Below are 21,223 nucleotides of genomic sequence, written 5' to 3' on the forward strand. Positions count from 1 at the left end.
TTATGAAGAGAGTTATAGTAGACTACGCTAAACTTACCAATGAAATTTTAAACCTTTTAGTAGAAAAATTTCCCGATGGTTATGATGATTCGGATGTTATCCGTTTTAGAAACGCTAAAAACGAATTAGTAGAAGCTGTTGAAGTTCGTACTGAAGACACTATTTATTTAGTAAAAATTAGTACTAAGCTTGCAGATAGAATCGAAAATTACGACGAAGATGACGATATCGATCTTGATGTAGATACAATCGAGCCGGTAAAAGGAATTGATCTTGATAATGACGACGACGATGATGACGAAGATGATGATAATCAAGACAAACCTGATTCAGATGGCGGTGATGACGAGGATGATGAAGATAAAGATGATATAGCTGACGACGACGAAGACGAAGATGATGAAGATTAGTCATTTTCTTTTTAAATAAAATAAGGGAACTCTTTTAGGGTTCCTTTTTTTTTTACTACTCATAATAATCTTAAATATAAGAAAATTACTATATTTATTGTTTTGAACTATTCGCAAAACATAAATTATCTACCATATGACTTCAGAATTACTACACGCCAAATTAAAAGAGAATTTTGGTTTCGAAAAATTCAGACCAAACCAAGAAACTATTATTAAGACAATACTTTCTGGTCAGGACACATTGGCAATTATGCCGACTGGCGGCGGAAAATCGATTTGTTTTCAATTACCGGCTTTAGTTTTACCAGGAATTACAATCGTAGTTTCACCGTTGATTGCCTTAATGAAAGATCAAGTTGACAGTTTGAAAACCAACGGAATTTCGGCATGTTATATAAACAGCAGTCAATCAAGTGAAGAACAGCAGTTTTATATTGACAATCTAAGATCCAATACTTTTAAGCTGGTATATATTGCACCCGAAAGTTTATCTTACTTAGATTCAGTTTTCAATGAATTGACAATTAGTTTAATAGCGATTGATGAAGCGCACTGTATTTCTTCCTGGGGTCATGACTTTCGTCCTGCATATACAAATTTGGGTTATTTAAAAAGCCGCTTCCCCTCTACTCCAGTTTTAGCATTAACGGCAACGGCAGATAAAGCAACACGTACTGATATTACAAAACAGCTTAATCTTAAAAATCCAAAAACATTTGTTGCCTCTTTTGATAGAAAAAATTTAAGTTTAGAAGTACGTCCAGCCTTAGATCGTGTAAAACAAATTATTGATTTTGTCGAAAGAAAACCAAATGAATCTGGAATAATTTATTGTTTAAGTCGAAAAACTACTGAAGAGCTTGCCGAAAAACTTCAGAAAAATGGAATTACCGCAAAAGCATATCATGCTGGTTTAGATAATAAGCTTCGTGCTAAAACACAAGATGAATTTATAAATGACGATTGTTCGGTGGTTTGTGCCACAATTGCTTTCGGGATGGGAATCGATAAATCGAATGTTCGCTGGGTAATTCATTATAATCTTCCAAAAAATATTGAAGGTTATTATCAGGAAATTGGTCGCGCCGGTCGTGACGGACTTCCTGCCGAAACGGTTCTCTTTGAAAGTTATGCAGATGTAATACAACTTCAGAAATTTGCATCCGAAGGATTAAATTCTGATGTGCAGCTCGCAAAGTTAGAACGAATGAAACAATATGCAGATGCTGTAAGCTGCAGACGAAAAATTCTTCTTTCTTATTTTGGAGAATTAGTAACCGAAAATTGCGGCAATTGTGATATATGCAAAAATCCTCCAACCTTTTTTGACGGAACAGTTTTAGCTCAAAAAGCATTGTCAGCTATTACTCGTTTGCAAGAAAGCGAACCTTTGGCAGTAATTGTAGATTTTTTAAGAGGCTCGAGAAACGCGTATATCTACGAAAAAAATTTTCAAACGCTAAAAACGTACGGAATTGGCGCTGACATTTCTTGGTACGATTGGAATCAATATTTAATTCAGTTAATAAATCTTGGCTATTGCGAAATTGCATTTCACCAGCATAATAAGATTTTATTGACTCCCTTTGCAAAGAAAGTTTTATTTGAAGGTGAAAAGGTAAAACTAACAACCGTTGTCAAAAAAGTAATTGATAAAAATGAAATTAAAGAAGCAAAAGCAAAGCCAGTCAAAAATTCACTTTTTGAAACACTTAGAAAATTACGTTATGAAATAGCGCAAGAAGAAGAAGTTCCTGCTTACGTAATTTTTAGTGACGCCGCTTTAAGACAAATGGAAATTTTAAGACCAATGACTGATGATGATTTTCTTGCTGTTGATGGTGTTGGAAAAGTTAAGCTCGAAAAATATGGTTCAGATTTTATAAATGCAATAATTGAGTTTCATAAAAATAAATCTGTAAAAAAAGAAAAAAAAGAAAGCACCTACGCTAAAACTTTAGAGCTTTTTTTAAGCGGACTTTCGGTTGAAGAAATTGCTGAACGAAGAAGCGTAAGTAAAACAACAATAGTTTCGCATCTAGCAAAACTATATGTAGACGGTCAAGATTTCGATTTAAGCCAATTTGTTTCTGGCGACGAAATTGCAGCAATTGAAAAAGCTCAAATCGAATTAGAAAAACCAAGTACTTTAAAACCGTATTTTGATTATTTCGAAGAAAAAATGTCTTACGGTAAAATAAGATTTGGTTTGGCATTTATAGAAAGAAAACATAACAAGTCTATTTTATGATTTCTCCTTTCAGTCGAAATGACAAGATTGCGGTGAAAATTAAAAAATCCTGTGAAATACTTCACAGGATTTTTTAATTTCAAATCTTCAAGCTTTTATAAATACCTTTCTTCAAAAACTTTTTGATGATGTTTTTGATGCCCAATTATTACAAAACCTAAAGCACGAACAGAAATTTGATTGTTTGAAGCTGTTCCAATATTTTTAAGCTGTTCTTCAGATAAACTTTTGTAAAACAATAAAGTGGAATGTCTCAATGCAGACAATTCTGTCAATAAATCTTGAATACTTCTATTGTTTGAATTTGCGTTATTGGCATAATCATTTTCTTCAAAACTAGACAAAGGTGTTTTGTCATTTCTTGAAAACCTCAAAGCGCGATAAGCAAAAACACGTTCAGAATCTATAATGTGCTGAATAATATCTTTGATTGTCCATTTGCCTTCTGCATATCGGTAATCAAATTTATCGAGCGGAATATTTTGAACAAATCTTATAAATTCATGTAATGAAATCTCTAATTCTTCTATTAATTTTCCGTCACCAGCTTGTTTGATATACGTACCGAAATGTCCTGAATATTCATTTTCTGCTAATTGATTGCTGTACATTTTTATAAAAATTAAAGGTCTAAATTTAATTTATGCTGAGTTTCTGCTTGCGTTTGTATTTCCGAAAAGTGATCTGGTTACAATTTTTTCGTAAACTTTAATCAACTCTTCATTCTTAGCTGTATCTTTATTTAATTCATTAATTCTTAACAAAGCATATTGTTGTATTGTCAACAAAGGCAATACGATACGCTCTCTTATTTGAATTGATGCTATACCATCAGGATAATTTTCCATAAGGGTTTTATGACCAGCAATTTTCAATAACATACGTTTTGTTTCTGAAAATTCATCGTAAATAATCTGCCAAAACTCACCAAATTCTGGATCATTTCTCATATAAGCGGTCAATGGTAAAAATGATTTTGCCAACGACATCATACTATTTTCCAACAGCGTTTTAAAGAATAAAGAATTATGGTACAAATCGCTTACTTTATCCCATTGGTTAGTGTCTTCAAAATGTTTCAAAGCAGTACCAACTCCAAAGAATCCTGGTACGTTTTGTTTTAACTGACTCCAAGAACCTACAAATGGAATTGCTCTAAGATCAGCAAAATCTAATGATTCTGATTTACTTCTTTTTGAAGGACGGCTTCCAATATTTGTTTTAGAGTAATATTTCAAAGTACTCATCTTTTCTAAATACGGAATAAACTTTGGATGATTCTTAAAGTTTAAATATTTCTCATATCCTAAATCAGCTAATTGAGTTAAAATTTGAGTTTCTTCAGTAGTTAGCTCGTTCTTTTCTTTACTAAATACTTGATTTGTAACACCTGCACTTAATAAGTTTTCGATATTGTAACGACAAGAATCTAAAGTTCCAAAATTAGAACTAATGGTTTGACCTTGAACTGTAATTTGAATTTCGTTGTTTTCGATTTTTGGACCTAGAGAAGCATAAAATTTATGTGTTTTTCCACCACCACGAGCTGGAGGGCCGCCACGTCCATCAAAGAAAATAGCTTTAATTCCGTATTTTCTAGAAATTTCAGTAAGTGAGATTTTAGCTTGATAAATACTCCAGTTCGCCATTAAATATCCTCCGTCTTTTGTTCCGTCAGAGAAACCAAGCATTATAGTCTGCTTATTTCCTCTGGCTTGTAAATGCTTAGAATATTCTGGATTAGTGTACAACTGCTCCATAATAGAATGTGCATTTTGTAAATCATCAACTGACTCAAAAAGCGGAATAATATCAACTGTTGGATCTTCCCAATCATTCAAACGAATCATTGCAAAAGTTTCCATTACATTCAATGCACTTTCATTGTTACTGATAATATAACGATTGGCTCCTTCCTCTCCATTATTTTCTTGAATCGTTTTTATCGCCTGCACAGATTCTAAAGTCGATCTTGTAATTTCATTCTCGAAATCACTTGGATTTAAATCTCCTTTTACTTTAGATAAAATACTAATTTTTTCGTTTTCTGTTAATTCAAAATAATTTTGTGGAAATACATTAGAATCAGAGTTTAGGTAAAAATTGACAACGTCATTGAAGACAACATTATGAATTTTACTGTTCTGACGAATATCCAATGTCGCAAAATGGAATCCGAATAAATTGATTTTTACTAAAAGAGCTTCCAATTCATCTAGATATAATGATTGATGTTTCTCAATAATTATACTTCTAATTTTATTCAACTGGCTTAATAGTTCATCTAAAGTGATATAAATTTCACCTTTTGAATAGAAAACAGAACGATAAAGTTTATGTTCAAGTTCAGCTACTAAAGTATCTACACCTGAGAATGTTAACTTACGTTTTAAATTTCTCATTTCAACATAATAACACTTTAAAATAGAAGTACGCAAACGTTCTGCTACTTTAAGGGTTATTTCGGTAGTTACAAAAGGATTTCCATCTCTATCTCCGCCCGGCCAAAATCCTAATTTGATTAATTGATTTTGAATTGCATTTCCGTTAAGTATGTTTTTTTGAAGATAATGTACAATTTCTCCAGATGTAGCGTAAAATACATTTTCAAGATACCAGATCAAACTTACAGCTTCATCGTAAGGATTTGGCTTTTCGTTTTGAATAAAAGGAGTTTTACCAAGCTGCGCCAGCAATTGTTTTATCTGCAATAAATCATTCTGACGAATTGCTTCGGTCAAATCATTGATAATTCCTAGAACTGGTCCTGGGTAAAATTGAGTTGGATGCGCTGTTAAAACAGTTCTTACATTGAAATCTTCTAGAAACTGAATTAATTCGTCGTCTTTCTCCTTAGCGTCTGATTTTTCTTTGATATCTCTCAAAGAACCTCTTCCTTCCATATTGTTTACTTCTGGAAAAGCGGCATCTTCAATTGCATCAAATAATACAATTTGACGTTCTATATATTGAATAAATCGAAACATTAAGTCGATTTTTTCAGTCTCAGAAGCGTTATTTAGAAATTTGTTTGAAAAGAAATCAAAAATTTCTTTTGGTGTTTCTTGTTTTTTAAAACCTGTTTCGCAAGTTTCTGTAAATAATGGCAGTAAAACGCCTGTATTATCTATAGAATCAAAAGGTAATGTTATAAAAACACTGTTGTAAATGTGATATTTAGAAAGAACATCTCGATTAAAGCGTTCAATTTTTGGCAACGTGTACATAATTGTGTTGTAGTTGGTTGGTTAATTAGTCATAAAAAAACCCCAAGAATAAACTTGAGGTTATATTTTTAATATAGCATTCAAGAGGAATTCTTACATATTTTTGAAAATAGTATGCATCAAACGCTTCTTGTCGTTAATACTTTCTTCTAATGAAATCATTGTTTCAGTTCTGTAAACACCTTCGATGTCATCGATCATGAAAATAACTTCTTTTGCATGTTTTGTATCTTTTGCTCTAATTTTACAAAAGATATTAAATTTTCCTGTCGTTACAGATGCAACTGTTACGAACGGAATTTGGTTGATTCGCTCTAATACAAATTTAGTTTGAGATGTATTATTAAGAAATACCCCAACGTAAGCAATAAATGAATACCCTAATTTATCGTAATCTAAGGCTAATGAAGATCCCATGATTATTCCTGCATCCTCCATTTTTTTTACTCTAACATGTACTGTACCAGCAGATATCAATAATTTTTTTGCAATGTCAGTAAACGGAACTCTCGTATTGTCTATTAACATATCTAAAATCTGGTGATCTACTTCATCTAAACGAAATTTACTCATAATTCTTTAATTAATATTACTAATTGCTATTACAAAGTATAAAAATATATATAAAAAACAACAAATTCACATAAAAATTAACTTTTTATCAACCCGTTAACAAATTTAATATTTTTATTTAAATAAAAATCTGCTTTTTGATTCAATTTCGGAAAACCACTATAGTCATCAGAATAAACAGCACCATTTCCATCATATTCGTAATGTCCAAAATAATTTTCCAAATCGCCTGCTTCAACTATATAGGCATTAAAATGAATCTTATTTTCAATCAATTCTTCTTTGTATTGTGCGACAAAATTCGTAATAATTTCGATACCATCATAATTTATTTTGATGTTTTTATACATAAAATCATAAAAAACAGGTTTATTTTGTGAAATATTCAAATAATCATTAATTCTATTGTAAACTAAATCGTTTTCGCTAAGCAGTTTAAAACTCTGAATAAGTGAGAAAAATATGAACTTTCTAGTGATTTCGCGCTCATAATCTCCCGCAAAATGTCCCGCCTCAAATAAAATAGTCGGCACTCCTAAAAACTGAAACGTATCACCAATACAATTTATATTAAATGAATCATCAAATCGGCCTATTTGACCTGGAATATGTTTTTGTAATTCGTCATTAATACCGGCAATTAAGTTGATTGCTTTTAATCTATTATCATTTATTTCGCGCTCTTCATTATAAGAAGGTGCTAAAAAAGAGACTGTTGCAGGTTTTCCTGTATCGGCTGCACCAAAGATAGTGCGTTGATCGTGCAGGTTAAAGCAGTAATCTGGTTTGAAAGCTTCAAAAACTTCTCGCAAAACGTTACTTTCTGGCTGTGTTAGATTTTGTGAATCTCTATTTAGATCTACTTTATTGGCGTTTTCACGTGTATAAAGACGTGCTCCATCAGGATTTAGAATTGGAATACTATAGAACGTAAAAGTATCAAGCAATTTTGCAGCAAACTCAGATTTGTTGTTTAGAACATTTATGAAATCAAAAAGCGCTTTGGTCGTTGTGCTTTCGTTACCGTGCATTTGTGACCACAAGTAAATACGAGTTTTTCCTGTTCCTATTTCATAACTATATATAGGTTCTCCTAAAACAGATTTACCAATAATTTTAACCTGATTATTGGTGTTTAATTTTTCTAAAAGCGGCTTGATATGATCTAATGTCAGGTAACGTCCTGAAATAGATTCTTCTTTATTTTGGATGAATAATTCTTCTAAATTCATTGTCTTTTGATTAGTTTACAAAAGTAAACATCTTTACTTTTACAATTGTAAATTCGTAAAAAGTAATAAAATTTAGAATTGTAAACAGATATTTCAAAGCTTTACGGTCTTTTTAAGTTGAATATTGGATTGAAAATTACAAAAGTTAATTTAACTAATATAATTACTTGTTTTCAATACGTTATGATGTTTTATTTAAAGTATCTATGTTATTATAAAGTTGTTTATTTAAGTATTTACAGTTGTAAAATTGCTAAATCAAATCAATTTAATTACATTTGTAAACAAGTTAATTTTAAACTGTAATTTACAATGGTAAACATAGATGATTTTGTAAAAAGACTGGAGAGTATACTGGATTATTATGGTTTAAATGCTTCCTCATTTGCAGATAAAATTGGTGTGCAGCGATCAAGTATGTCTCACCTGCTCTCTGGAAGAAACAAACCAAGTTTAGATTTTGTCATGAAAATTTTGGATGTTTTTCCTGATGTAGATTTATACTGGATTTTAAATGGGAAAGGAAATTTTCCAAAATCAGACGATGGAGATGCAATTTTAAAAGCAGAGAATTTTGTAGAAAATAAAAATCAAAACTCCCCTGCTCCGTCGACTGAAAATTTTGCTGGTGAGGATTTATTTTCTCAAATTGAATATAAAGCGGAAAATCCTCAGACAAAAAAAATAGAGTTAAACAAAAACTCTAATTTAAATGTTGAGGAAGATGAAATCGAAAAAATAGTCTTTTTCTATAAAAATGGAACTTTTAAAGTGTATACACCTTAAATTTGAAATTTTCGCGTATTTGAAAAATTTCAAAATTATTTTTGATTTAAGCGATTCTCACGCAATTAAAAAAATATCGGAAATTTAGATTTGAATTCCATTTTCAGGGATTTTTCCTAAAACGCCTTTATAGTGTTGTTTTAAGATTTCGAGATCAGCTTCGTAATTTCCAGTTGGAAAAAAAGCTTTCCCAAGATCAACTATTTTCTTTCCCCAATCAAAAGCGACCGGAACAATAGGAACATTTGCTTTAAGAGCAATGTAATAAAAACCGCTTTTAATTTCGGTAACCCCTTTTCGGGTTCCTTCTGGAGCAACAGCCAAACGAAAGATTTCTTTACGGTCAAAAATCGCTGCAATAGAATCTACTTTATTTAATCCGCCTGTGCGATCAATAGGTTCACCGCCAACATTCTTAAAGTAGTATCCAAAAGGAAATCTAAACAATTCCTTCTTTCCTACCCAATTCATTTGTAAGCCAGAGATTCCTCGGGTAAAAAGCCCAATATAAAAATCGTGATTACTAGTATGAGGCATAACCATCAATATACATTTTTTTACTTCAGCGTTCTTCAACCCTGTTATTTTCCAGCCCATTAGCTTGCAAAAGATAAAATTGTATAATTGTTTCTTCATTAAAATTTAATTTTTGCTACAAAATAAAAGATTTAAAATGGTATTTTTGAGTAAAACCATTATAAAATGATTCAAAAACTGTTCAGCTATCTTATACCTATAAATATATTCAAAAAAAAGTCAGTAAGAAGTAAAATAATCGAAGTTACCTGGACAAACGGAGAATTGGTAATCGATTCTGAAAACACAAATTATTCTTATGGAAGCTTACAAAGAATATTACGATACGGGCTTAGAAATATAGGATATGATAAAGTTTTAAAAATGGATCATATTCTGGTTCTTGGAGTTGCCGGCGGAAGCGTAATTAAAACTCTTGTTGATGAAATAGAATACAAAGGAAAAATTACCGGCGTCGAGATCGATTCAGATATGATTCAGATTGCCAATGAATATTTTAATCTCAATCAAATTAAGCAGCTTGAAATTGTAATAGATGATGCTTTTGAGTTTGTTTTAAAAACAAAAGATAAATATGACTTGATTATAATCGATATTTTTGAGGATACTAATATGCCAAACTTTTTGTTTGAAAAGTTTTTCAGTGAGAGAGTTTGTTTTTTATTAAAAGATAAAGGCTTCATTTTGTTTAATACAATGATTCTTGATGAAGCACATAACGTTCGTAATAGAAAATACAAAGCCGAAATAAACGCTGAATCGTTTACGGTAAAAATGCTGCCTCGCATAGAAGTGCACAATGAAATAATAATAATTGAGAAATTGCCCTAAAATCCAATATTCATGAAGACCCTTATTTCTATTCTAAAAACCTTGCCGCCTGCCAAAATAATTGATGATGTTATTGACTCTTCAAAATATCTTCCGCTTGATTTATCGTCAACAAATACCGAATTGGTTGAAAGTAAGCCCGAAAGTGCGGCTGATTTTGAACGCTTTATTACTGATTATTTAAAAAGGAATAATGCCGAAGTGGCTTATGGCGGGTATATTGAAGGGCGCACTTTGTACAAACGCAGTTCGATTTTTAGAAATGATTCAATTCCAGAACGAAATATTCATATTGGACTGGATCTATGGACAAAAGAAGGTACTTCTGTTTTGGCGCCTCTTGATGGAAAAGTTCACAGTTTTAAAAATAATGTGGGTTTAGGCGATTATGGTCCAACTATTATTTTAGAGCATGAAATTGAAAATGAAACATTTTATACTTTATACGGACATTTATCGTTAGAAAGTATAGAAAACCTTACTGTTGGGGCGGTTTTTACAAAAGGCGAACAAATTGCATCTTTAGGAAATTCATCTATAAATGGAGATTATGCTCCTCATGTTCATTTTCAAATTATACGAAATTTGGGAGATTACTGGGGCGATTATCCGGGAGTATGCAATACAAATGATTTGAATTTTTATATTGAAAACTGTCCTGACCCTAACTTATTATTAAAAATTACTTAAATGATTATGAAGAAAGCAGGATTGATTATATGTTTGTTGTTATTAATTGGATGTAAAACGAAAACGATAAGTCGAGATACTGAAGATTTAAAGATAAAAAAAGTTTCAAGTGCCGAGATTAACTCGCAGCAGCAACGAAAAGCTTATGAATTAGGCAAAAGAGTATTAGAAACTTGTAATACATCAAAATTCAAGCCTTTTAATGAAACCGAAGTGACACAGTCTGTGAGAGAAAACACAACTGAAGAACGATTGACTAAAACGTGTACAAGGTTTAGACAATATTACGGGAGTTTTATTGATTTGAAATTAGACGGCGTTTATAAAACCAAGCAAGAAGTAATTTACCGTTATCACGCCTTGTATACTAAAAAGGTTGCAAACAAAGAACTTCGTGTATTTGTAAACAATGATAATTTAGTTTCAGCAATAAAGTCAATGGATTGGGACGAGAAGTTTGACGCAAAATTAACCGAACAATAAAGCAAAATTATGAATTTAAAAATGCCCCTGTTTTTATTACTGTTATTCTCAACTATTGTAAATGCTCAGCAAACTATGAGTATTAAAGGCGCTGCTCCTCTTTCTGCAACAAAAACGTATACGTTTATCTGCGAGAAATATGCTTTTACAGGAGAAGCTGATATTCAAATTGCAAAAACAGATAAAGGCGGCGTTTTAAAAATTACCATTTTACCATCAAATGATAAAGCAAAAATTTCTGGCGGTTTATATGTCGATCTGGCAAATGCCGATGTTATTGCTTGTGTAGATAAAAACGTTAAGGAAACTGCAGATGGTAAAATAGCTGCCTATTATTATTTTACTCCAGCCGAATTTGCAAAACTGAAGAAAAATGATATTTATGCTGTTCGTTTTATTATAACTGGCGGTTCTAATGCTTTTGGGAATGAAAACGGATATTTTACAGCGCATAACAAAATGAACTATTTCTCAACGGCTTACGATAAATCTAAGAAGAGTTACGATACAGCAAAAGAAATAAGTGCTTTGTAAATATTAAATTATTAGAATAAATCTTATATTTATAATCTAATTACAATTTAATATGACTCCTAACGAAGCTGTAATAACAAAGTTTTATACCGCATTTGCTAATTCAGATGCTCAAACAATGTCTGAATGCTATCATCCAAAAGTACATTTTATAGATCCCGCATTTGGTTTATTGAAAGATGAGCAGGTTTCTAAAATGTGGAAAATGCTGTTACTTAAAAGCAAAGGAAACATCAAAATTGAATTTTCAGATGTAAAAGCCGATGATTTTTCGGGTTCTGCAAAATGGGTTGCTACCTACAACTTTAGCAAAACAAATCGTAAGGTAGTCAATAAAATTAGGGCTGAATTTATATTTCAAGACGGCTTAATTATTAAACATATTGACGATTTTGATGTTTGGAAATGGTCAAAACAAGCTTTCGGACTTACTGGTTATTTACTTGGATGGACTGGCTTTTTTCAGAAAAAAATTCAGCAGCAAGCTTTGCTGTCACTTAATAAATTTGAGGAATCCAAATAATTTTCCTAACTTAATTTTTTCTTTTGTACCAAAACTGATGTAGTTCTCTGCATTTATACGCCTCTTGCAAAAGTCTAATACTTTGCCCTTCATTATTTTTTAAGTCAATTGTTTTCAATTCTATTAAAAATGAAAGAAATTATACACAAGAGATTAAATCAATTACAAGCTACAGCAATATGCGGAAATGATATTAGTTCTTCCTGCTTGTATGTATCAGCATTAACCATTTTATACGCAGGACAATACGCATGGATTTCATTGCTGATTGTGGCGGTAGTTTTGTATCTATTTAGAAAAATTTATGGCGAAGTTGTTGGCGCAATTCCGTTAAATGGCGGTGCTTACAATGTATTACTAAATACATCTACCAAAAAGCTCGCGTCGCTGGCAGCAACTCTTACTGTTCTTTCCTATATGGCAACCGCCGTAATTTCTGCTTCAGAAGGAATGCATTATTTACATGGAATTTTTGAGGGTGTTAATGTTACAATTGCTACCGTTGTCGTTTTAATTCTTTTTACCTTTCTGGCTATTTTAGGAATCGGAGAATCTGCTTTTGTGGCAGTAATTATATTCGTAACCCATTTAACCACTTTAAGTTTACTCGTTTTAGCGTCGCTTTTATATATTGCCATGAATGGTTTAGATGTTTTTCATCTGAATTGGCAGGCTCCTATTGCGTTTGGTAATTTAAAAACAGCTCTATTTTTAGGTTTTTCGGCAGCAATGCTCGGAATTTCAGGATTTGAGAGTTCTGCTAATTTTGTCGAAGAGCAGGAAGCTGGAGTATTTCCTAAAACACTCCGTAATATGTGGGCGATTGTCAGCTTTTTTAATCCCGTTATTGCAATTCTAATTATTGGAGTAATTCCGTTAACACAAGTTGGCGAAAACAAAGAATCGTTACTGGCTTTTTTAGGGCAAACAACCGGCGGTTCTTGGCTTGCGTGGTTAATTTCTATTGATGCCGTTTTAGTACTTTGTGGTGCTGTATTAACTTCATTTGTTGGTGTTTCGGGACTTTTAAACCGAATGACCTTAGATCGAATTCTGCCGAATTATTTTCTAAAACAGAATAAAAGAGGATCGCATTATCGCATTGTAATAAGTTTTTTAATTCTTTGCATATCCGTTCTTTTTGCTACAAACGGACATTTAGAATCTTTAGCGGGAGTTTATACATTTTCGTTTTTGGCGGTAATGGCGTTGTTTGGAATAGGAAATCTGCTTCTTAAATTTAAACGCAGTAAACTTCCAAGGCCTGTTCGAGCACGCGGTATAGCGGTTGTAACTGCGATAATTTTTGTTATTATTGCTTTTATAGGCAATATGGAGCTTAATATCAACGCATTTTATACTTTTCTAAAATACATGGTTCCGTCATTATTATTTATCGGAATAATGCTGAATCGAGTTATACTTATTAAACTTTTAATTGAAGCTTTGGAATATTTTTATCAGCCATTACGAAAAATGGTGATTTTAAGTAATCGATATTTACAAAAAATGAGTGTCCAAATCAACTCTCAAGAGTTTGTGTTTTTCACTAAAGGCGATGATATTGCGATTTTAAACAAAGTACTGCAATATGTTCAAGGCAATGAAACCACCAAAAAGCTTAAAATTGTTCATGTTAAAAGTGATTCAGTAAACAATGAGGCCTTAATAAAAGATCTCGAAGTTCTAGATCGAGCTTATGATGATATTGATATTGAATATCTTGAAATTCAAGGTGTTTTTGGTCCAGAAATTATAGATGAATTATCTCAAAAATGGAAAATCCCTAAGAATTTCATGTTTATTGGGTCACCTGGAAATAAGTTTTCTTACAGAGTTTCTGATCTTGGCGGCGTACGTTTGATTATGTAGTTCTGTAAACAATTTAAATAAGAAACCCGATAGATTTTTAAAGTCTATCGGGTTTTTAGTATTTCAAAGTTTTTCGCGTAAAGTTGAAAGAAACTTGCAGTAGATTAATTCTTAAGATTTAAACCAGCCTTCAACTAATTCATCTTCAAAAGAAGTTGCATTTTTATGAACAAACTCATTTGTATCTTTATTGTAAGAATAGTCTAAAGCCCATTCTTTGTGGTTTTTAGCTAACTCTTTAATGCTTTCACAAACAAAAGCAATTTCTTCATCAGTCGTAGTTGGATGAATTGACATTCTAATCCAACCCGGTTTTTTGATTAAATCTCCAATTGTAATTTCGTTAACCAGCTTATTTGAAGTTTCTTGATCAACATGCAGTAAAAAATGCCCGTAAGTTCCTGCACAGCTGCATCCTCCTCTGGTTTGAACTCCAAATCGGTCATTTAGTATTTTTACACCTAAATTAAAATGAAGGTTTTCAATAAAAAACGAAACAACTCCTAATCTATTTTTATGCTGTCCCGCTAGAATTTTAATATTATCAACAGGCTCTAATTGACTGAAAACATAATCAACAATTTCATGCTCACGCTGCAAAATGTTTTCAATTCCCATTTCTTCCTTTAACTCAATTGCCAAAGCTGTTTTAATAACCTGAAGAAATCCTGGAGTTCCGCCATCTTCACGATCCTCGATATTGTCAATATATTTATGCTCTCCCCAAGGATTTGTCCAGCTTACAGTTCCACCGCCCGGACAATCAGGAATCATATTGTTGTATAATTTTTTATTAAAAATAAGAACACCAGAAGTACCAGGTCCTCCTAAGAATTTATGCGGAGAAAAGAAAATGGCATCTAAATACGCTTCTTCATCTGCAGGATGCATATCAATTTCTACATAAGGTCCTGAACAGGCAAAATCGACAAAGCAAACGCCGTTGTATTGGTGCATTAATTTGGCAGCTTCATGAAAAGGTGTTTTTAAACCTGTAACATTCGAACACGAAGTAATAGAAGCAATTTTTATTGTTCTATCGCTGTATTTTTGTAACAACAGCTCTAAATTATCCAAACTAAAAAGTCCTTTTTCGCAAGACGGAATAATTTCGACATCAGCAATAGTTTCTAACCAAGAAGTTTGATTAGAATGATGCTCCATATGCGAAATAAAAACAATAGGTTTTTTCTCTGCAGGAACTGTAGTAAAGCTTTTTAGGTTTTCAGGAATTTTCAAACCTAAAATACGCTGAAACTTATTAATAACACCCGTCATACCAGTTCCGTCTGTAATCAAAACATCATCGTTATTAGCGTTTGTATGACGTTTGATAATATGTCTTGCATGATGATAAGCCTTAGTCATGGCAGTACCAGATACAGTGGTTTCAGTATGTGTGTTGGCTACAAAAGGGCCAAATTGATTTAAAAGTTTCTCTTCAATTGGTCTGTAAAGCCTTCCGCTGGCAGTCCAATCTGTATAAACAATATTTTTTTTGCCAAAAGGTGACATAAATTCCTGATCTATGCCAACAATATGTTGTCTAAAGTCCTGAAAGTAGGTTTCTAGACTGATGGTATTATTTTTGGTATTCATTAGTGTGCCTGTGTTTGAATGCAAATATATTGTTTTTTTATAGAATTGAGAATTTATCAATTATAAACTTCAAACAGTGAGTAAACTTTTAATATCTTTAGTTAAAAAGCTATTTTTTAGATAAATTATCATAATATTCTATCGGATTAATAGGGCATGTAAACTTTAAACTATTTACATTTATGGAAAATTTATCAACAGCCACTTTTGGTGGTGGATGTTTTTGGTGTGTAGAAGCTGTAATTCAGCGTTTAAAAGGAGTTGAAACAATAAAATCGGGATATTCAGGTGGTTTTATAAAAAATCCTGCATATCGCGAAGTTTGCACAGGACGCACTGGTCACGCAGAAGTGATTCAGGTAACCTTTAATCCTGACATAATTTCATATCATGATTTGATAACTGTGTTTATGACGAGTCATGATCCAACAACTTTAAATCGCCAAGGCGGTGACAGCGGTACACAATATCGCTCGATTGTTTTATACCACAACGACGAACAAAAAGAAATTGCTGAAAAAGTGTTTCAAGAAGTACAGTCTGTTTACGCAGATCCAATTGTAACGCAGTTAAAACCTTTCGAAGTCTTTTATGAAGCCGAAGATTATCATCAAAACTATTACAACAACAATCAAGAAGCCGGCTATTGCCAGTTCGTAATCGATCCAAAAGTTCAAAAACTTAAAAAAATGTATGCTGATAAATTAATTGGCTGATTTTTTTTCCAGCCAGAGATTACACAGATTAAAAGGATTTCTCTTTTATGTATGTAAAATATTAGAATCTACATAGATTTAAAATCCTTTTAATCTGTGTAATCTGAGGCAAAACATAAAAACTCAAATGAAAAATTTAAAAATAAATAATCGATTTACTGCGGAATTGCCTGCGGATCCTGAAACTACAAATGAAGTGCGTCAGGTTAAGAATACTGTATTCTCGTATGTAGATCCAACAAAACCATCGAATCCAAAATTAATTCATGCTTCTGAGGAAGTGGCAGAATTAGTAGGTATTTCAAAAGACGAAATTCATTCTGAGACTTTTTTGAATGTTTTCTCAGGAAAAGAAATCCTTTCAGGAACACGTCCGTTTGCAATGAGTTATGCTGGACATCAGTTTGGAAATTGGGCAGGACAATTAGGCGACGGCCGTGCTATTAATTTAACAGAAGTTGAAAACAATGGTAAGTTTTTTATGCTTCAATTAAAAGGAGCTGGAAAAACACCTTATTCTAGAACCGCAGATGGCTTGGCGGTTTTACGTTCTTCTATTAGAGAGTATTTATGTGCCGAAGCGATGCATTATTTAGGCGTACCCACTACTCGATCACTTTCTTTAATGCTTTCTGGTGATCAAGTGTTGAGAGATGTTTTGTATAATGGAAATCCGGCTTACGAAAAAGGCGCAATTGTTTGTCGAGTTGCTCCTTCTTTTATCCGTTTTGGAAGTTTTGAAATGCTGACAGCCAGAAATGAGCTTAAGAATTTGAAACAATTTGTAGAGTACAACATCAAATCTTATTTTCCTGAAATTACTGGCGAGCCAAAAGATCAATATTTGGCATTCTTTAAAAAAGTGGCCGACTCTACTCGCGAAATGATTCTGCATTGGCAGCGTGTGGGTTTTGTGCATGGCGTAATGAATACGGATAATATGTCGATTCATGGAATTACGATCGATTACGGCCCATATGGCTGGTTAGAAAACTACGATCCAAACTGGACACCAAATACTACCGACAGTCAATACAGAAGATACAGATTTGGAAATCAGCCTCAAATTGCACAGTGGAATTTATACCAATTGGCTAATGCAATTTATCCATTAATAAACGAAACAGAGCAATTAGAAAAAATCTTAGAATCATTTATGGATAATTTTGTTAAAGATTACAAAGTGATGTTTTTAAGTAAATTAGGATTGTTTACTTCAAGTGAAACTGATAATACTCTAATTGATGAATTAGAAGCTAATTTACAATTAACAGAAACGGATATGACTATCTTTTTTAGAAATTTAAGTACTGTTGAAAAATCAGATTCAGTTGAAAAAGCAATTGAGAAAATTGAATTTTCGTTTTATAAAATAGAAGAAGTTTCAGGAGAAATTCTAGAAGCTTGGAAAAAATGGTTTTCACAATACCTGGAAAGAGTAAAAGCTGAAAGTTTATCAGATCAGGAACGTTCGCAAAAAATGAACTCCATTAATCCCAAATATGTGCTTCGCAATTATATGGCACAATTAGCCATTGATGCGGCAGACAAAGAAGATTATTCGTTGGTAAATGAGTTTTATACGCTCTTGCAAAAACCTTACGACGAGCAGCCTGATTATCAAAAATGGTTTGCTAAACGACCAGATTGGGCAAGATCTAAAGTTGGTTGTTCAATGCTTTCTTGCAGTTCTTAAGTTTTATTTTTAGTCACAAATTTCACGAATTAGCACTAATTTTTTTTGAACTCACAAAATCTAATTCGTGCTAAATCGTGAAATTTGTGGCTAAAAAAACTATTTCGAAACAATATAATCCATAATCATATTAGCATGGATTCTTGAGTTTTCGATAAACCATTTGTGTGTCTGCATTCCGCCGCAGACAACACCAGCCAGGAATAAACCTTTTACATTTGTTTCCATTGTTTCGGCGTTGTAGACTGGAATTTTAAGTTCATCATTTGAAAGTTCAATTCCCATTTTCTCTAGAAAAGTTAAATCGGGTTTATACCCCGTTAAAGCCAAAACAAAATCATTTTCAATCGTAACTTTTCCGTTTGGAGTTTCAATTTCAACTTCGTTACCTTTTACTTTCGTAATGTTAGATTCAAAATAAGCCTTAATACTACCCTCGGTAATTCGGTTTTCAATATCGGGTTTTACCCAATATTTTACTCTATTGTTAATTTCGTTTTTACGAATAACCATTGTAACATCAGCGCCTTTTCGCCAGCATTCTAAAGCGGCATCGACAGAAGAGTTATTGGCACCAACGACTAAAACTTTGCGAAAAGCATATTCGTGTGCTTCTTTGTAATAATGACGTACTTTAGGCAATTCCTCTCCTATTACATTCATTTGAATTGGAATATCATAAAAGCCAGTTGCAATAATCACATTCTTTGCTTCGTACAAATTTTTATCTGTAGAAACTACAAAAGTCGAATTTTCGATTTTTTTGACTTCGGTAACTTTTTCAAATAAATTGATATTGAATTTAAAGTAGCGATGAATATTTCGATAATATTCTAAAGCTTCCTGTCTGCCGGGCTTTGGAGCAAGACAATTAAACGGAATGTCGCCAATTTCTAACCTTTCGGCAGTAGAGAAAAAGGTCATGTACAGCGGATAATTGAAAATACTGTTTACAATAGCGCCTTTTTCAATTATTAAATATTTTAAATTGTTCTTTTGAGCTTCAATTGCACAGGCAAGTCCTATTGGCCCGCCTCCCACAATAATTACATCATATTGATCCGTCATAAATTATTCTTTTTCCCAGCTTTTAAAAGGATGTTTACTTAAATAAGCATTGTAATATCTTTTGTCATCTGTTACTTCTTCCCCTAGCCATTCTGGTTTTTCAAAAGTTTCTGTTTCAGATTTCAGTTCCACTTCGGCCATTATTAAACCTTCATTTTCGCCGTAAAATTCATCAACTTCAAAAATATGATTTCCAAGTTTTACCTCGTAACGTGTTTTTTCTATTTTGCCTTTTTCGCATAATTTTAAAAGTTCTATCGCTTCGTCAATCGGAATTTCATTTTCCCATTCAAAACGCGACATACCGCCGTGCTGACCAATTCCTTTAATCGTCAAAAAGGCTTTTTCGCCTTTAATTCTAACTCTAACAGTTCTTTCGGGAATTGAGCTTAAGTAGCCTTGGGCAATTTTATTATGAGTAAAAGCTTGTTCTTTAAAATCATTTGATTTTACAAGAAACTTTCTTTCTATTTCGAGCATTTTGTTTCTAAATTAATTTTACTCAAAGTTACTTAATTAAATTAAGTTTGAGAATTTACATTTATAAAACCTCTTTTTATTTGTTCACGAATCAAATTCAAACAAAAGTGGAAAATGCAACCATGTTGATTGATTGTTAGTAGGTTACGTGTTTTTATTTTTCCTAAATTTGATAAAACCTTAACTTCATTACTATGTCTAAAAAAGCACTTTATCTATTGGGCATTGCAATAACAATTATTTTGGGGACTTTTTTATACCTGAAATTCTGTTGCAATTGTTGTACGAAAACAGCTGACGTTACTACTGAAACAGTAAGCGTTGTTGTGGCTCAGGACACTAATTTTGTTCCTTTTGTTCTAAGCGGTTCTGGAATTGATTATCGCACACACGGCAATCTTAAGTTCCTTAAAAACAATGCTGCAGTAATCATGCCTGTTCATGATTCAGTAGCTATAGGAATTGAAAATCTAAAAGGGTTTTTAATTAAAAATCCACAGCAAAAAATTACGATTACTGGTTACGCCACATCTGATGAAAAGAACACCACAACTTTTGAAAATCTTGGTTTAGCAAGGGCAAATGAAGTTAAGAACTATTTTGTCTCTAAAGGATTAGCAGCTTCTAATTTTGATACAAAAGGCAAAATTATCGATCAATGGAAAATTAGTTCTGATACACTTCTTGGTCCTGTTGAGTATAATTTTGAGAGCGCTGATACCCCAGCGGTATCGACAGATGAATGGGTTATTTTAAAGAATAAAATTAATGGTGACGCATTAGTTCTTCATTTCAGCACCAATAAGTCTAGTGAAGATTTAAGTGCCGACGAGAAGCAAAAAGTGGCAGATATTGCCAAATACATGGATCATGTTAAAGAAGCTGTTGTATTGGTTGTTGGGCACAGCGACAATGTAGGAAATCGTGATTCGAATGTGGTACTTGGGCAAAAACGAGCCGATTTCTCTAAGAACTATTTGGTAAAAAACGGTATTGAGACTACACGAATTGAAACGCAATCAAAAGGTCCTGATGAACCAATTGGAGAAAATACTACTGCAGAAGGTAAAGCAAATAACAGAAGAACTGTAATTACAATTAAATAACTAATTAAAATATACGATTATGAATATACCATGTATCTTAATACCGATTTTAGTGGGGTTAATCTGTGGAATTTTAGGTTACTTACTAGGGAAAATGAATTCTAAAGGTGATGATTCACTGTCTGCATCTTTACAAGCCGATTTAGATGCCTGCAAAGTAAATACTAAAAGCTTGAATGCAAAAATTGCAGCATTAGAAGCAGATTTAGCTGCAAAAGTAAAAAACTCTTCGTCTACGGCGCAGTCGTTTGTGTCTACACCTGCCGCAATTGTATTTGATACAGCTCTGGCAGCCACAGTTTTTGGCAAAAAAATAAAAGAAAATGATTTGAAAGTTGTTGAAGGAATAGGCCCTAAAATTGAAGCTTTATATCATGCAGCAGGAATATCAACTTGGCATCAATTATCAGAAACATCTACAGAAAAATCGCAGTCTATTCTAGATGCCGGCGGAGAAAATTATGCTATTCACAATCCAAGTACTTGGGCTAAACAAGCTTTATTAGCCTATCAAGGTAAATGGCAGGAATTGAAAGACTGGCAGGATAATTTACGTGGAGGAAAAGAGTAAAAAAAGTTGCAAAGATTCAAAGGTTCAGAGGTGCA

21 protein-coding genes are annotated in these 21,223 nt (G+C 32.6%); 13 read left to right on the forward strand and 8 right to left on the reverse strand.

The window, feature by feature from the left end:
* The first annotated feature begins 2 nt into the window (after positions 1–2).
* Entirely contained in the window at positions 3–410 is a 408-nt protein-coding gene (locus ACHRV0_RS13290) for a DNA primase (RefSeq protein ID WP_089055695.1), read from the forward strand.
* A gap of 136 nt (positions 411–546) precedes the next feature.
* On the forward strand, positions 547–2,664 hold the full coding sequence (gene recQ, locus ACHRV0_RS13295) for a DNA helicase RecQ (protein ID WP_395441160.1): 2,118 nt from the start codon (positions 547–549) through the stop codon (positions 2,662–2,664).
* Between the two features lie 95 nt (positions 2,665–2,759).
* Here recQ and ACHRV0_RS13300 read toward each other — a convergent pair whose 3' ends face one another.
* From ACHRV0_RS13300 to ACHRV0_RS13315, 4 genes are all read right to left on the reverse strand, one after another.
* Positions 2,760–3,275, reverse strand: a complete 516-nt coding sequence (locus tag ACHRV0_RS13300) for a DinB family protein (protein ID WP_395441161.1) — start codon at positions 3,273–3,275, stop codon at positions 2,760–2,762.
* Between the two features lie 30 nt (positions 3,276–3,305).
* A complete protein-coding gene (locus tag ACHRV0_RS13305; protein ID WP_395441162.1) occupies positions 3,306–5,891 on the reverse strand; it encodes a phosphoenolpyruvate carboxylase in 2,586 nt (861 codons plus the stop codon).
* A 93-nt stretch (positions 5,892–5,984) separates the two neighbouring features.
* Positions 5,985–6,464, reverse strand: coding sequence for an Lrp/AsnC family transcriptional regulator (locus tag ACHRV0_RS13310; RefSeq protein WP_007805990.1), 480 nt, complete (start codon positions 6,462–6,464; stop codon positions 5,985–5,987).
* Positions 6,465–6,541: 77 nt separating this feature from the next.
* Positions 6,542–7,696, reverse strand: coding sequence for a M14 metallopeptidase family protein (locus tag ACHRV0_RS13315; RefSeq protein ID WP_395441163.1), 1,155 nt, complete (start codon positions 7,694–7,696; stop codon positions 6,542–6,544).
* A 312-nt stretch (positions 7,697–8,008) separates the two neighbouring features.
* On the opposite strand from ACHRV0_RS13315, the gene ACHRV0_RS13320 reads away from it, so the two are divergent.
* Entirely contained in the window at positions 8,009–8,482 is a 474-nt protein-coding gene (locus ACHRV0_RS13320; RefSeq protein ID WP_395441164.1) for a helix-turn-helix domain-containing protein, read from the forward strand.
* 84 nt (positions 8,483–8,566) lie between these two features.
* Here ACHRV0_RS13320 and ACHRV0_RS13325 read toward each other — a convergent pair whose 3' ends face one another.
* A complete protein-coding gene (locus ACHRV0_RS13325) occupies positions 8,567–9,118 on the reverse strand; it encodes a 1-acyl-sn-glycerol-3-phosphate acyltransferase (protein ID WP_089055701.1) in 552 nt (183 codons plus the stop codon).
* Positions 9,119–9,184: 66 nt separating this feature from the next.
* Here ACHRV0_RS13325 and ACHRV0_RS13330 point away from each other — a divergent pair, with 66 nt between their 5' ends.
* From ACHRV0_RS13330 to ACHRV0_RS13355, 6 genes are all read left to right on the forward strand, one after another.
* Positions 9,185–9,850 carry a spermidine synthase gene (locus ACHRV0_RS13330; RefSeq protein WP_395441165.1) on the forward strand — a complete coding sequence of 222 codons (666 nt, stop codon included), beginning with the start codon at positions 9,185–9,187 and terminating at the stop codon, positions 9,848–9,850.
* Positions 9,851–9,862: 12 nt separating this feature from the next.
* Positions 9,863–10,540 (forward strand): peptidoglycan DD-metalloendopeptidase family protein, encoded by a 678-nt coding sequence (locus ACHRV0_RS13335; RefSeq protein ID WP_395441166.1) that lies wholly within the window; start codon positions 9,863–9,865, stop codon positions 10,538–10,540.
* A 6-nt stretch (positions 10,541–10,546) separates the two neighbouring features.
* Positions 10,547–11,023 (forward strand): hypothetical protein, encoded by a 477-nt coding sequence (locus tag ACHRV0_RS13340; RefSeq protein WP_129025479.1) that lies wholly within the window; start codon positions 10,547–10,549, stop codon positions 11,021–11,023.
* Between the two features lie 21 nt (positions 11,024–11,044).
* The gene (locus tag ACHRV0_RS13345) at positions 11,045–11,557 is read left to right on the forward strand and encodes a hypothetical protein (RefSeq protein WP_395441167.1); all 513 of its coding nucleotides are present in this window, start codon (positions 11,045–11,047) and stop codon (positions 11,555–11,557) included.
* A 52-nt stretch (positions 11,558–11,609) separates the two neighbouring features.
* Positions 11,610–12,080, forward strand: a complete 471-nt coding sequence (locus ACHRV0_RS13350; RefSeq protein ID WP_089055705.1) for a nuclear transport factor 2 family protein — start codon at positions 11,610–11,612, stop codon at positions 12,078–12,080.
* Positions 12,081–12,209: 129 nt separating this feature from the next.
* Positions 12,210–13,952: an APC family permease gene (locus tag ACHRV0_RS13355; RefSeq protein WP_395441168.1), complete on the forward strand. Its 1,743-nt coding sequence runs from the start codon at positions 12,210–12,212 to the stop codon at positions 13,950–13,952.
* Positions 13,953–14,063: 111 nt separating this feature from the next.
* On the opposite strand, the gene ACHRV0_RS13360 is transcribed toward ACHRV0_RS13355, so the two are convergent.
* Positions 14,064–15,551, reverse strand: a complete 1,488-nt coding sequence (locus ACHRV0_RS13360; RefSeq protein WP_129056121.1) for an aminotransferase class V-fold PLP-dependent enzyme — start codon at positions 15,549–15,551, stop codon at positions 14,064–14,066.
* A 182-nt stretch (positions 15,552–15,733) separates the two neighbouring features.
* Between ACHRV0_RS13360 and msrA the strand changes: the two genes are divergently transcribed.
* Together msrA and ACHRV0_RS13370 are read left to right on the forward strand one after the other, a co-directional pair.
* Positions 15,734–16,267 (forward strand): peptide-methionine (S)-S-oxide reductase MsrA, encoded by a 534-nt coding sequence (msrA, locus tag ACHRV0_RS13365; protein ID WP_395441169.1) that lies wholly within the window; start codon positions 15,734–15,736, stop codon positions 16,265–16,267.
* Between the two features lie 127 nt (positions 16,268–16,394).
* Positions 16,395–17,963, forward strand: a complete 1,569-nt coding sequence (locus ACHRV0_RS13370; RefSeq protein WP_395441170.1) for a YdiU family protein — start codon at positions 16,395–16,397, stop codon at positions 17,961–17,963.
* 99 nt (positions 17,964–18,062) lie between these two features.
* Here the strand turns inward: ACHRV0_RS13370 and ACHRV0_RS13375 are convergent, their stop codons facing one another.
* Both ACHRV0_RS13375 and ACHRV0_RS13380 read right to left on the reverse strand, forming a co-directional pair.
* Positions 18,063–19,031, reverse strand: a complete 969-nt coding sequence (locus ACHRV0_RS13375; RefSeq protein ID WP_395441171.1) for a YpdA family putative bacillithiol disulfide reductase — start codon at positions 19,029–19,031, stop codon at positions 18,063–18,065.
* A gap of 3 nt (positions 19,032–19,034) precedes the next feature.
* A complete protein-coding gene (locus tag ACHRV0_RS13380; RefSeq protein WP_395441172.1) occupies positions 19,035–19,511 on the reverse strand; it encodes a CYTH domain-containing protein in 477 nt (158 codons plus the stop codon).
* 194 nt (positions 19,512–19,705) lie between these two features.
* On the opposite strand from ACHRV0_RS13380, the gene ACHRV0_RS13385 reads away from it, so the two are divergent.
* Positions 19,706–20,617 (forward strand): OmpA family protein, encoded by a 912-nt coding sequence (locus ACHRV0_RS13385; protein ID WP_395441173.1) that lies wholly within the window; start codon positions 19,706–19,708, stop codon positions 20,615–20,617.
* Between the two features lie 19 nt (positions 20,618–20,636).
* Positions 20,637–21,188, forward strand: a complete 552-nt coding sequence (locus ACHRV0_RS13390) for a hypothetical protein (RefSeq protein WP_395441174.1) — start codon at positions 20,637–20,639, stop codon at positions 21,186–21,188.
* The last annotated feature ends 35 nt before the right edge of the window (positions 21,189–21,223 follow it).

Origin of the sequence: Flavobacterium sp. FlaQc-30 (assembly GCF_044005885.1) — a bacterium.
In the GTDB taxonomy this organism is placed as follows: domain Bacteria; phylum Bacteroidota; class Bacteroidia; order Flavobacteriales; family Flavobacteriaceae; genus Flavobacterium.

Excerpts from the sequence above, each read along its gene's own strand:
- ACHRV0_RS13370 (WP_395441170.1), top strand. The coding sequence starts at position 16,395 with ATGAAAAATTTAAAAATAAATAATCGATTTACTGCGGAATTGCCTGCG.
- ACHRV0_RS13385 (WP_395441173.1), top strand. The coding sequence starts at position 19,706 with ATGTCTAAAAAAGCACTTTATCTATTGGGCATTGCAATAACAATTATT.
- recQ (WP_395441160.1), top strand. The coding sequence starts at position 547 with ATGACTTCAGAATTACTACACGCCAAATTAAAAGAGAATTTTGGTTTC.
- ACHRV0_RS13325 (WP_089055701.1), bottom strand. The coding sequence starts at position 9,118 with ATGAAGAAACAATTATACAATTTTATCTTTTGCAAGCTAATGGGCTGG.
- ACHRV0_RS13355 (WP_395441168.1), top strand. The coding sequence starts at position 12,210 with ATGAAAGAAATTATACACAAGAGATTAAATCAATTACAAGCTACAGCA.
- ACHRV0_RS13360 (WP_129056121.1), bottom strand. The coding sequence starts at position 15,551 with ATGAATACCAAAAATAATACCATCAGTCTAGAAACCTACTTTCAGGAC.
- ACHRV0_RS13300 (WP_395441161.1), bottom strand. The coding sequence starts at position 3,275 with ATGTACAGCAATCAATTAGCAGAAAATGAATATTCAGGACATTTCGGT.
- ACHRV0_RS13335 (WP_395441166.1), top strand. The coding sequence starts at position 9,863 with ATGAAGACCCTTATTTCTATTCTAAAAACCTTGCCGCCTGCCAAAATA.
- ACHRV0_RS13375 (WP_395441171.1), bottom strand. The coding sequence starts at position 19,031 with ATGACGGATCAATATGATGTAATTATTGTGGGAGGCGGGCCAATAGGA.
- ACHRV0_RS13390 (WP_395441174.1), top strand. The coding sequence starts at position 20,637 with ATGAATATACCATGTATCTTAATACCGATTTTAGTGGGGTTAATCTGT.
- ACHRV0_RS13290 (WP_089055695.1), top strand. The coding sequence starts at position 3 with ATGAAGAGAGTTATAGTAGACTACGCTAAACTTACCAATGAAATTTTA.
- ACHRV0_RS13330 (WP_395441165.1), top strand. The coding sequence starts at position 9,185 with ATGATTCAAAAACTGTTCAGCTATCTTATACCTATAAATATATTCAAA.
- ACHRV0_RS13350 (WP_089055705.1), top strand. The coding sequence starts at position 11,610 with ATGACTCCTAACGAAGCTGTAATAACAAAGTTTTATACCGCATTTGCT.
- ACHRV0_RS13305 (WP_395441162.1), bottom strand. The coding sequence starts at position 5,891 with ATGTACACGTTGCCAAAAATTGAACGCTTTAATCGAGATGTTCTTTCT.
- ACHRV0_RS13320 (WP_395441164.1), top strand. The coding sequence starts at position 8,009 with ATGGTAAACATAGATGATTTTGTAAAAAGACTGGAGAGTATACTGGAT.
- msrA (WP_395441169.1), top strand. The coding sequence starts at position 15,734 with ATGGAAAATTTATCAACAGCCACTTTTGGTGGTGGATGTTTTTGGTGT.
- ACHRV0_RS13310 (WP_007805990.1), bottom strand. The coding sequence starts at position 6,464 with ATGAGTAAATTTCGTTTAGATGAAGTAGATCACCAGATTTTAGATATG.
- ACHRV0_RS13380 (WP_395441172.1), bottom strand. The coding sequence starts at position 19,511 with ATGCTCGAAATAGAAAGAAAGTTTCTTGTAAAATCAAATGATTTTAAA.
- ACHRV0_RS13340 (WP_129025479.1), top strand. The coding sequence starts at position 10,547 with ATGAAGAAAGCAGGATTGATTATATGTTTGTTGTTATTAATTGGATGT.
- ACHRV0_RS13345 (WP_395441167.1), top strand. The coding sequence starts at position 11,045 with ATGCCCCTGTTTTTATTACTGTTATTCTCAACTATTGTAAATGCTCAG.
- ACHRV0_RS13315 (WP_395441163.1), bottom strand. The coding sequence starts at position 7,696 with ATGAATTTAGAAGAATTATTCATCCAAAATAAAGAAGAATCTATTTCA.